9 protein-coding genes are annotated in these 10,146 nt (G+C 48.9%); all 9 read right to left on the bottom strand.

Annotated features, from left to right (window positions below):
• Positions 1-123: 123 nt before the first annotated feature.
• The 9 genes from yidZ to rpmH all read right to left on the bottom strand — a co-directional run bounded on the left by yidZ (position 124) and on the right by rpmH (position 9,543).
• Positions 124-1,086 carry an HTH-type transcriptional regulator YidZ gene (yidZ, locus tag HV346_RS23245; RefSeq protein ID WP_181621603.1) on the bottom strand — a complete coding sequence of 321 codons (963 nt, stop codon included), beginning with the start codon at positions 1,084-1,086 and terminating at the stop codon, positions 124-126.
• Positions 1,055-2,230: an MFS transporter gene (locus HV346_RS23250; protein WP_181621604.1), complete on the bottom strand. Its 1,176-nt coding sequence runs from the start codon at positions 2,228-2,230 to the stop codon at positions 1,055-1,057. Before HV346_RS23250 ends, yidZ begins: the two co-directional genes overlap by 32 nt.
• Before the next feature lie 143 nt (positions 2,231-2,373).
• Entirely contained in the window at positions 2,374-3,621 is a 1,248-nt protein-coding gene (gene tnaB / locus HV346_RS23255; RefSeq protein WP_181621605.1) for a low affinity tryptophan permease TnaB, read from the bottom strand.
• A gap of 105 nt (positions 3,622-3,726) precedes the next feature.
• Complete coding sequence (gene tnaA, locus HV346_RS23260) at positions 3,727-5,142, bottom strand: tryptophanase (RefSeq protein WP_181621606.1); 1,416 nt, start codon at positions 5,140-5,142, stop codon at positions 3,727-3,729.
• Between the two features lie 579 nt (positions 5,143-5,721).
• Positions 5,722-7,086 carry a tRNA uridine-5-carboxymethylaminomethyl(34) synthesis GTPase MnmE gene (gene mnmE / locus HV346_RS23270; RefSeq protein WP_181621607.1) on the bottom strand — a complete coding sequence of 455 codons (1,365 nt, stop codon included), beginning with the start codon at positions 7,084-7,086 and terminating at the stop codon, positions 5,722-5,724.
• A gap of 73 nt (positions 7,087-7,159) precedes the next feature.
• On the bottom strand, positions 7,160-8,803 hold the full coding sequence (gene yidC, locus HV346_RS23275; protein WP_181621608.1) for a membrane protein insertase YidC: 1,644 nt from the start codon (positions 8,801-8,803) through the stop codon (positions 7,160-7,162).
• Positions 8,804-8,805: 2 nt separating this feature from the next.
• A complete protein-coding gene (gene yidD / locus HV346_RS23280; protein ID WP_181621609.1) occupies positions 8,806-9,063 on the bottom strand; it encodes a membrane protein insertion efficiency factor YidD in 258 nt (85 codons plus the stop codon).
• A complete protein-coding gene (gene rnpA, locus HV346_RS23285) occupies positions 9,027-9,386 on the bottom strand; it encodes a ribonuclease P protein component (protein ID WP_014072458.1) in 360 nt (119 codons plus the stop codon). The genes yidD and rnpA overlap by 37 nt, the downstream gene beginning before the upstream one ends.
• A gap of 16 nt (positions 9,387-9,402) precedes the next feature.
• Positions 9,403-9,543 carry a 50S ribosomal protein L34 gene (gene rpmH, locus HV346_RS23290; protein ID WP_003023858.1) on the bottom strand — a complete coding sequence of 47 codons (141 nt, stop codon included), beginning with the start codon at positions 9,541-9,543 and terminating at the stop codon, positions 9,403-9,405.
• Positions 9,544-10,146: the final 603 nt, after the last annotated feature.

Below are 10,146 nucleotides of genomic sequence, written 5' to 3' on the forward strand. Positions count from 1 at the left end.
GTCGTAGTGGGGGTAAACGGTTACATCATTATCGCTTAACTTTGCTACTGTTTTAATCAGTAAATGGAAGGATGAGAAGCCCAGGAGCTAAACTTTACATTTTCTTAGATAAAAATGGGCGCTTTAGCCCAATGGCGTACCGTATAGCGCCTTTATCGTCTCTCTGAGCCAGAGAATTTTTGGGTTATGGCTGTTACGTTTATGCCAGATTAACGTGAAGGGAACGGTGAGCTTTTGGGCTATCTCTTCATCAATGGGGATGGGGCGGGTAATCAGCTTACGCTGGTGGAGCTCATTATAATGGTGGCAGTAATAGGGTGCGGTTGCCAGGTAGTTGTGGCCAGGCTGCGCGGCCATAAACATCGACTGCTCAAACCCTGGTAGGCTCATAGCAATATTGCGTTCGCGACCCATCTCTTTCAGCACTTCATCCAGCGCCCAGGTGTCGCTACGCTCCCAAAATATGCTGATATGTGGGTAGCGCAGAAACGTGTCCAGATTCCACTCTTCCTGTAGTGCGGGATGATCTTCACGCAGATAAACACAAGGACGATCGCTAAACAGGATTTCGTAGTCGATAAACCACGGCATCAGCTTCAATAATTCCCTGGAGCGTGGGTGTGTTTCGCGCCCTGTAAAGCCGAGATCGACTTCGCCTCGCGTAATGGCATCAAGTGAATCGTAGTCCCAGTGGCGCATCTTGACCGTCGCTTGCGGATAGCGTTGATTGACCTGTTCCAGCAAGGCGTTGAAGCGTATCAACATAAGCGGCGTTTCCGCCGCTAGCTCGAACGTCAGTCCACCGGGTGAGTCATGATGGAATTTATCGAGGATCTGATTGCCAATCTGCATCCAGTCAGCGAGATCCTGCTCCAGACTCACCGTCAGCGGCGTTGGCAGTAACCCTAACGGCGTTTTCACAAACAGCGGATCGTCAAACCAGTCACGCAGCTTTGCCAGCGATTTACTCACCGCCGACGGGGTGACGTTCATCCGTTTCGCGGCTTTAGTGACGCTGCGCTCCTGCAGCAACAGCTGCAGGCACAACAAAAGGTTAAGATCGAGACTGCTGATGGGCTTCTTCATAATGCGCCGCGGGCTGTATGACCATGAGTAAGACAATGCAGAGCATGCTACAGCCAATCAATATCCCGATCAGCATATTCAGGGCGTTAAGCCCTAATATTGCCGCCAGCCAAATCCACAGTGAGGAACCGCATACCTGTGCGATACCGAGCATTGAGCTTGCCACTCCCGCGCGCAGTGAGAACGGACCTAATGCCTGACTCATCGCTACACCGAAGCCAACAGAGAACCCGGCGCAAATCAACGTAATACCGACCAGCATGATGGCATGTGAGTTTGTCGTTGCCAGAGTAATGCCTGCTGCCAGGAACAGTACCTGAGAGGTCAGCATCAATGTACGCTGACGGAAAATATTCAGCGCAAATGGCGTCGAGAAGGACACGGCCATGCTGACCATCGCGGTTAATGCCATCACCGTAGAGTATTCCCCGCGATCAAACCCCATGGTCTCCATCAGCAAGACCGGGGAAACATTTACATAGGTCAGAATTACCGCCACGCTTAGCGTGGTCACCGCCAGGCGGCTGAGGAAAAAACGGTTCAATAGCTTTTCGGCAGGCGCAATGGTCGCATTATTGCCTGCGGTGTGCGAACCCGGATGGGTCTCTTTAAGCACCGTAATCGACAGGATAAAGACCAGCATGCCCATTGCCGCCATTGTCCAGAAGAGGCTCTGCCAGGGCAGTCTGAGCATAATCAGATAGCCAATAACCGGGGCGAGTACCGGAATAATGCAGGTAATACCGTTCAGCATTGAGAGCACTTTTGCGCGACGTTGCGCGCTGAGGGTATCGCGTAAAATCGCAAAGGCCACCACATAGCACCCGCCTGCGCCAACACCCTGAATAAAACGGCCAGCCAGGAACAGCGTGCTGTCTTGTGCCAGTGAGCACAGCACTGAGGCCAGGGCAAAAATTACCGCACCGGTAATGGCTACTGGTTGTCTTCCAGCTTTGTCGGCAATTTTCCCGGCAAATACCATCGACGAGGCCATACCCGCCAGATACGCCGAAAACGCGATATGCAATTGCGCTTCACTGGCCCCCAGGTCACGAGCGATATGTGGCAGACCAACCAGATACATATCAATCCCGGATGGATACAGAAGAACCAGAGCAAAACTACAAAACAGAAAACGCGCCATAAAACCCCCATGTTCGGCAGACGTGAAGCATAGGGGGAGAAGGATGGAGATGCGAGTTGCCATTTGGACAATGGTGATTTCCTCACAGGAAATCACCATTGTTTCTGAGGGAGAAGCACACGCAATCTGTTGCGAAATTACGATTAACCAAATCGCGGTAAGATATTGAGTGTACTGCCAAACCAGCACAGAATGACCATCACCCCAAAGACAATTACCACAGTGGGGATGATTCTACCGCCCCAGACGGTGAATGTTTTATCCGGAAATTTTTGTCTGGATTTGAGTGCCAGTATCGCCGGCACAATGACGGCCCAGATCGTTGCACACAGCCCGGCTCCGGCTATGCCATAAATAAAGCCATTCGGAAAGAGTAAGTACAAAATACCCGGGGGAAGGAATGTGAGCAGTATCGTTTTAAAACGCCCAGCCCCGGAGTTGTCAATCCCAAACAAGTCAGCAAGATAATCGAAAAGCCCTAAAGTGACGCCAAAGAAAGAGCTTGCGACAGCCAGATTGGAAAAAACAAGCAGGCAAAACTCAATGATCCCTCGTTGATTCGTTCCAAGGAAGGATTTGACTAACGAGTCAACGTTTCCACCTGATGAGATAATATCCTTAAACCCATCACGGGAAATGTTCCCCATAGTGCAATAGAGCCAGAACAGGTAGATGCACAAAGCCAAAAGCGAGCCAAAGACAATACTCTTTATAAGCTTATCTTTTCTTTTTCCGTAGCAAATGATGAGGCTGGGTATATTTCCATGAAAACCAAAAGAGGCCAGGCAGACAGGAAGCGCCATAAATATGTAGGGGCTATACGCAGTATTGTTATGGTTATTCGCACTATCACTTAGTATTGAAAAGTCGACCTGGAAGAAAAATGAACTAAAAACAATGATGAACGCCAGAATTTTGATACCTAAAAAAAGCGAAGTGATTCTGCTGGCTGCTATTGAGCTGAACCAAAGTACGCCAGCGACAAAAGCGGCAGTGCAAATACCTATAATTCGAGGGTTGACGTGATTACCTGATTGCATTGCTATTGTTTCACTTATAATCGCGCCATTAGCTGAGATATAAGCATAAGTCAGTATATAAAGTACAAATGCAACGGTGAAGCCACTTATAACATTCCATTTATTACCGATTAAATCTTTTGTGATGGTGTTAAAGCTGGATCCTACCGGGTAATTTAAATTGGCTTCAAGTAATAACAATCCTGAATGTAGCATTGAAAACCAGGCTATTATTAATATAAATGCACCCCAAAAAAACCATGCTCCGGCAAGATCAACGGGCAAGGCAAACATGCCCCCTCCAATGACAGTGCCAGCAATAACCATCACGCCCCAAAAAGAAGAGTGTTTAGCTTTTGAATTTTCTTCCATGATGCCTCTGTTAACTGTAGTCGTTAAGCATTATTTATTCTTCAGAAAAAACAGGAATGAATAATGAAATGGCTATACGAATATAGCCATTTCATGTGGTGTAAATTAAATTTCTTTGAGTTTTGCTGTAAAGTGGCGTAAGACTTTTGGTTCGTATGTGAAGGTTAATCCTTTAATATTTGAAGCATTCTCTTTTACATGTTTGAATGCTTCAATAATAAAGTCCATATGTGTCTGTGTATACGTTGCTCGTGGAATTGTTAAACGTAATAATTCAGCAGGGCAAGGTAACTGTTTACCGGTTTTAGGATCACGGCCCAGTAAGAAGGAACCAATTTCGACAGCACGAATACCGGCTACTTTATACAATTCACATGCCAGTGCCTGAGCCGGGAACTGTTCTGCCGGGATATGTGGTAGTAACTTCCCGGCATCAACGAACGCTGCGTGTCCGCCAGCTTGCTGGCAAACAACGCCGATGGCTTCCAGGCCATCAACCAGGTATTGAACCTGAGTAATACGATAGGCCAGCCAGTCTTTATTCATGCCGTCATGAAGGCCGACAGCAAGGCGTTCCATCGCACCCCCCTCCAGGCCGCCGTAAGTCGGGAATCCTTCCTGGACTACGCAAATCGTCCTGCATTCGGTGTAGACATCGAAGAATGCGTCGTCCTTGATACACAGCAGACCACCCATTGGAACCATGGCATCCTTTTTAGCCGACATCGCTAACATATCGGCATATTTGTAAGTTTCACGGGTGATCTCTTCAATACTCCAGTCTTTATACTCCGCTTCTCGTTGCTGGATAAAATAGGCATTCTCAGCGAAACGTGCAGAATCCATAACGACCGGGATATCGTATTTTTTGGCAATCTTGTACATGGCTTTTAAGTTTGCCAGAGAGATCGGTTGCCCGCCTGCCGAGTTACTGGTTATCGTCGCAACAATATAAGGGACATTATTCGGGCCAACCGCTTCGATGCCGCTCTCTAATCCTTCGAGATCAAAATTCCCTTTAAAGTCGTAACGAACGGCGGTATCGAATGCCTCTTTGATATAAACATTGCGAACGGTACAACCATTGATCTGGCTATGACCCTGGGTGGTATCAAAGAAGTAGTTCGAGAAAGCAACCATCTTTGTTCTGTCCAGCCCTTTTTCCTGTTCACGTTTTTTGATTAAAACAGGAATGTAAATTTGCTCTGCACCACGTCCCTGATGGGTGGGAATGGTATATTGATAGTTAAATATCTCTTTTACAGAATCCGCTAAGGCATAATAACTACGGCTTCCGCTGTAGGCTTCATCGCCACGCAGCATCGCGGCCTGCATATTCTGCGTGACAGCACCTGTACCACTGTCCGTCAGTAAATCAATAAATACATCATCGCTATCAAGGAGGAAAGGATTCATGCCTGATTTTACAATCGCACTCTCGCGATGCGCTCTGGTTGTACGTTTTACTGGCTCAATAACTCTGATGCGAAAGGGTTCCGGGAGATGTGTAAAGTTTTCCATGATATAATCCTTTGAATAATTTAATTAATAGAATCCCTGTGACTGTTTATTGATAAACAATCATTTTTTGATAGCCCGTTAGATATTATTCTGTTGCTTTCAATACAGACATACCTCTGGCTAAGTGAATAGCCTTATAGATACGTAAGTAAGCCAACATACAGCGGTTTGAATAATATTTATTTTCTTTTGGGCGTGACAAACAATAGATTGCAAAGAACCCATTGATGTTTAAGAGGAAAATGCGAAAAAGGAATTAAGGATGGTGCTCGACAATTCGATTGTCGATATTAAACCATTTGGAGGTAATGTATGTGGTTAAGATAATCATCATATGTTTATCCTCGTTAGACACGAAGCATACAATATTGTACTGAAATTATTTGTCTATCTGCTGATTATGTACTTGTGATTAAAATCACAACAATAAATTGAGTTGTTTCTTATTAAAGGTTTTCCAATATTAAAATGTAATGACAGGATCTATTAGCTGTTAATCAGGCTATTTAAACGTAAAAACCCGTATTAACAATAAATTAATACGGGTTTAATAGGGAATGCTGTTATCTGTTGAGGTAATTACTTACCGATACAGAAGCTTGAGAAGATCCTGCCCAGCAAATCATCTGACGTAAATTCCCCGGTGATTTCACTCAGGTTCTGTTGTGCGAGACGTAACTCTTCCGCCAGCAGTTCACCCGCCCAGGCTCCGAGGAGCTGCGCTTTACCCTGATCAAGATGTTTTGCCGCTTCTTCCAGTGCCTGCAGGTGACGACGACGGGCAAGGAATCCGCCTTCCATGCTGGTGTCAAAACCCATACTCTGTTTGAGATGGTTACGCAGGTCATCCACGCCTTCGCCTGTACGAGCGGACAAGCGAATAAGTGAGTGACCATTCACATCGCTGATGCCCAGCGTCTCGCCGGTAACGTCGGCTTTGTTACGCACCACGGTGATCGGTAATTTGGCAGGAAGACGTGCAATAAAGTCTGGCCAAATATCGGCGGGATCGACAGCCGTGGTCGTTGTACCATCAACCATAAACAGTACACGATCGGCTTGCTCGATCTCCTGCCAGGCACGCTCGATACCGATACGTTCAACTTCATCACTGGCATCACGCAGACCTGCGGTATCGATAATATGCAACGGCATACCATCAATGTGGATATGCTCACGAAGCACGTCACGAGTGGTTCCGGCGATATCGGTCACGATGGCGGCTTCACGACCCGCCAGAGCGTTCAGCAGGCTCGATTTCCCGGCATTTGGACGCCCGGCGATGACAACCTTCATCCCTTCGCGCAACAAGCTCCCCTGACGTGCTTCAGCGCGAACAGCATCGAGATCGGCCATCACGCTGTTAAGCTGCGCTTCGATTTTTCCGTCAGAGAGGAAGTCGATTTCCTCATCCGGGAAGTCGATAGCCGCTTCGACGTAGATTCGCAGGTGAGTAAGTGCTTCCACAAGATGATTTACGCGTGCGGAAAATGCGCCCTGAAGCGAGTTGAGCGCGGAGCGTGCTGCTTGTTCAGAACTGGCATCAATCAGGTCAGCAATGGCTTCTGCTTGCGCCAGATCGAGCTTGTCGTTCAGGAACGCGCGCTCAGAGAACTCGCCTGGCTTCGCAATGCGAAGGCCCGGTAGGGTCAAAATACGTTTTAACAGCAGGTCGAGGATCACCGGGCCACCGTGGCCTTGCAGCTCCAGTACATCTTCACCGGTAAATGAATTTGGGCCGGGGAACCACAGTGCAATGCCTTGATCCAGTGCGGAGCCGTCCATGTCTTTAAATGGCAGATAATCGGCGTAGCGCGGCTTTGGCAGTTTGCCCAGCACGGCTTCGGCTACCTCGCGTGCCCTGAGGCCGGAGATTCGCAAAATACCTACACCACCGCGTCCCGGTGGGGTTGCCTGGGCGACGATAGTGTCGTTATGGCTCATGGTTTGTCTCGTTTAATACCAATAAAAAAAGGCGGTCAATTGACCGCCCTTATTTTAGCGTTAACTTACCGAATCAGGACTTTTTCTTTTCGCGGCTATGCAGGCCACGTTTTTCCAGACCACGGTAAATCAGCTGCTGCTGGATGATGGTCACCAGGTTGCTGACGATATAGTACAGCACCAGACCTGACGGGAACCACAGGAAGAAGACGGTGAAGATGACCGGCATAAAGGTCATGATCTTCTGCTGCATCGGGTCGGTCACTGTGGTTGGCGACATCTTCTGAATGAAGAACATCGTGATACCCATCAGGATCGGCAGGATGTAGTACGGGTCCTGTGCAGACAAGTCGTGGATCCACAGAGCGAACGGCGCATGGCGCAGCTCAACGGAGCCCATCAGCATGTAGTACAGCGCAAGGAAGATTGGCATCTGAATCAGCAGTGGGAAGCAACCACCCAGCGGGTTTACTTTCTCTGCTTTATACAGGGCCATCATTTCCTGGCTCTGACGCTGTTTGTCATCGCCCAGACGCTCACGCATCGCCGCAATCTTCGGCTGCAGCATACGCATCTTCGCCATGGAGGTGTACTGCGCTTTAGTCAGCGGGTACATGATGCCACGCACGATAAAGGTGATAACGATGATGGAGAAGCCCCAGTTACCCAGGAAGCTGTGGATGAACTTCAGCAGCTTAAACAGCGGCTGAGAGATGAACCACAACCAGCCGTAATCTACGGTCAGATCCAGATGTGGCGCGACGGCTGCCATCTTGTCCTGGATTTCCGGACCGACCCACAGGGTGCTGCCCATTTTCCCGGTTTGACCCGGTTGAACCAGAACTGGCTCAGACTTATAGCCGATAGCAGCAATGCCGTTACCCAGATTCGCCGTGTAGAAGTTGTTAGAACCTTCATTACGTGGAACCCATGCCGTTGCGAAATACTGTTGCAGCATCGCGACCCAACCACCTTTAGAACTGACGTTCAGGTTTTCGTTGTCGGCGATGGTGTCGAATTTGTATTTTTCGTATTTCGCATCTGGGGTGGAGTACGCCGCGCCACGGAAGGTATGCAGCGCAAAGTTGCTGCTTCCGGTGTCACGATGCGTTGGCAGATTGATGGACTGCTTCAGCTGACCAAACGTTGCCAGCTCCAGTGGTTTAGCACCGGTATTCTGCACGTTGTAATCCACTCCCACCGCATATTCACCGCGTTTCAGGGTGAAGGTTTTGGTGAAGGTGTTGCCTGCTGCGTCTGTGTAAGTCATCGGGATCGCGAGTTCGTTTTGGCCATCAGCCAATACAAACGCATCTTTATCGACGTTATACAGCGGACGCGGACCGTTAGCCGGATTATCCGGGCCATCACGACCGGTCAGACCGCTTTGAGCCTGATAGAGGAACTGCGGCGTAGTTTCGAGTAACTGGAACGGCTCGTTAGAACCGAGATCTTTCGGGTAAGTTACCAGCAGCGCCTGCTCGACATCACCACCACGGGTGTTGATAGTCAGCTCAAGCACATCGGTCTTAACCGTAATCAGTTTACCCTGGCCACTGGCCGGTACGCCCTGGTCGGCGGCGCTACCCGCTGCTGTGGTCGTGGTCTGCGTGACCTGCTGTTGTGGTTGAGGATTTTTATCCTGCTCCCACGCCTGCCAGATCATGAAAGACACGAACAACAAAGCGATGATAAGAAGATTGCGTTGCGAATCCATCGTTAGTGTTCTCTGGTATCAAATGGTCCTGGGGGGACGGGGTCGTCTCCACCGGGGTGTAAAGGGTGGCATTTTAATACGCGTTTCACCGTCAACCAACTGCCTTTTATCACTCCAAACCTGCGCAATGCCTCAATTCCGTATTGCGAACAGGTTGGTGTGAAACGGCAGTGCGGCCCGAGTAGTGGACTAATCAGGCGTTGATAGACCCGAATGAGGGCTATCAGGACCCGTGAGCCAGGCGACAGTGGCGGCGCCATAATTTTTCCAACGCTTCCGAGAGAGCACGGTTATCGAGGTCGGCAACCCCCTTTTTAGCCACCACCACGAAATCCATTGATGGAAGTTCGTGCTGACGTAAACGGAAACTCTCACGCGTCAGACGTTTAATCCGATTGCGTTCGTGTGCGCGTTTAACGTTTTTCTTGGCGACTGTAAGACCGATGCGGGGATGCCCCAGCGAATTTTGGCGGCCGAGGATGGTGATTTGCGGCGTGCCAGCCCGTTGTGGCTGCTGGAAGACGAATGTGAAATGAGTGGGAGTTAACAAACGTAACTCCCTGGGAAATGCGAGCTTAACCACTCAGGGGTTAGCTTTATTACTTGGAAACGGTCAGACGAGAACGGCCTTTAGCACGACGACGTGCCAGAACCTGACGACCATTTTTATTAGCCATACGAGCACGGAAGCCGTGAGAACGGTTGCGCTTCAGTACAGACGGTTGAAAAGTGCGTTTCATGGCGATTTCTACCTAAACTTGAATAAATTCAATGGCTTTTCACGATGCCCGAACGAATATTGAACGACGGACGCCGAAGCCATGGGTGATTAAAGAGGCCGGATTGTAATAATTGTACACTCCGGAGTCAATTCTCTTTCCTTCTTTCCCGCGTATTTTCGCACGTTTTCGCGTGGAAAATGAGCAGCGTTCGACGCGGAGAAGTCGAGCATAACGCGCCGGGTGGGGGATTATACGACCTCCCCGTTAAAGCGCAAGGATCGTCCAGGATCTTCGTTAGATCATTTAAGCAAAAAATTGTCTGTGCTCATTAATTTTTCCAATATGCGGGCTAAATCGTGGGGCACTCCTTGCAGGATCGATTACACTTACCCGGTTTCAGATCTTCCTGTGGATAAATCGGGAAGAATCTGTGAGAAACAGAAGATCTCTGACTCAGTTTAGGCTATGATCCGCGGTCCTGATCGCGATCCTGGGATCCCGACGGGGTAAAAATTGCAGATAGCAATTCGCACGTCACCCTTTTGCACAGGGTCTATTCGACGTGTGCCAACAATCACGAATATTCAGTATCTTTCTTTTATTGTTCGAGTGGAGTCCGCC

Source organism: Enterobacter sp. RHBSTW-00994, assembly GCF_013782625.1.
Classification (GTDB): domain Bacteria; phylum Pseudomonadota; class Gammaproteobacteria; order Enterobacterales; family Enterobacteriaceae; genus Enterobacter.

Bases quoted from the DNA above. Each gene is read 5' to 3' on its own strand.
- tnaA (WP_181621606.1), bottom strand. From the start codon at position 5,142: ATGGAAAACTTTACACATCTCCCGGAACCCTTTCGCATCAGAGTTATT.
- mnmE (WP_181621607.1), bottom strand. From the start codon at position 7,086: ATGAGCCATAACGACACTATCGTCGCCCAGGCAACCCCACCGGGACGC.
- tnaB (WP_181621605.1), bottom strand. From the start codon at position 3,621: ATGGAAGAAAATTCAAAAGCTAAACACTCTTCTTTTTGGGGCGTGATG.
- HV346_RS23250 (WP_181621604.1), bottom strand. From the start codon at position 2,230: ATGGCGCGTTTTCTGTTTTGTAGTTTTGCTCTGGTTCTTCTGTATCCA.
- yidC (WP_181621608.1), bottom strand. From the start codon at position 8,803: ATGGATTCGCAACGCAATCTTCTTATCATCGCTTTGTTGTTCGTGTCT.
- yidD (WP_181621609.1), bottom strand. From the start codon at position 9,063: ATGGCGCCGCCACTGTCGCCTGGCTCACGGGTCCTGATAGCCCTCATT.
- rpmH (WP_003023858.1), bottom strand. From the start codon at position 9,543: ATGAAACGCACTTTTCAACCGTCTGTACTGAAGCGCAACCGTTCTCAC.
- yidZ (WP_181621603.1), bottom strand. From the start codon at position 1,086: ATGAAGAAGCCCATCAGCAGTCTCGATCTTAACCTTTTGTTGTGCCTG.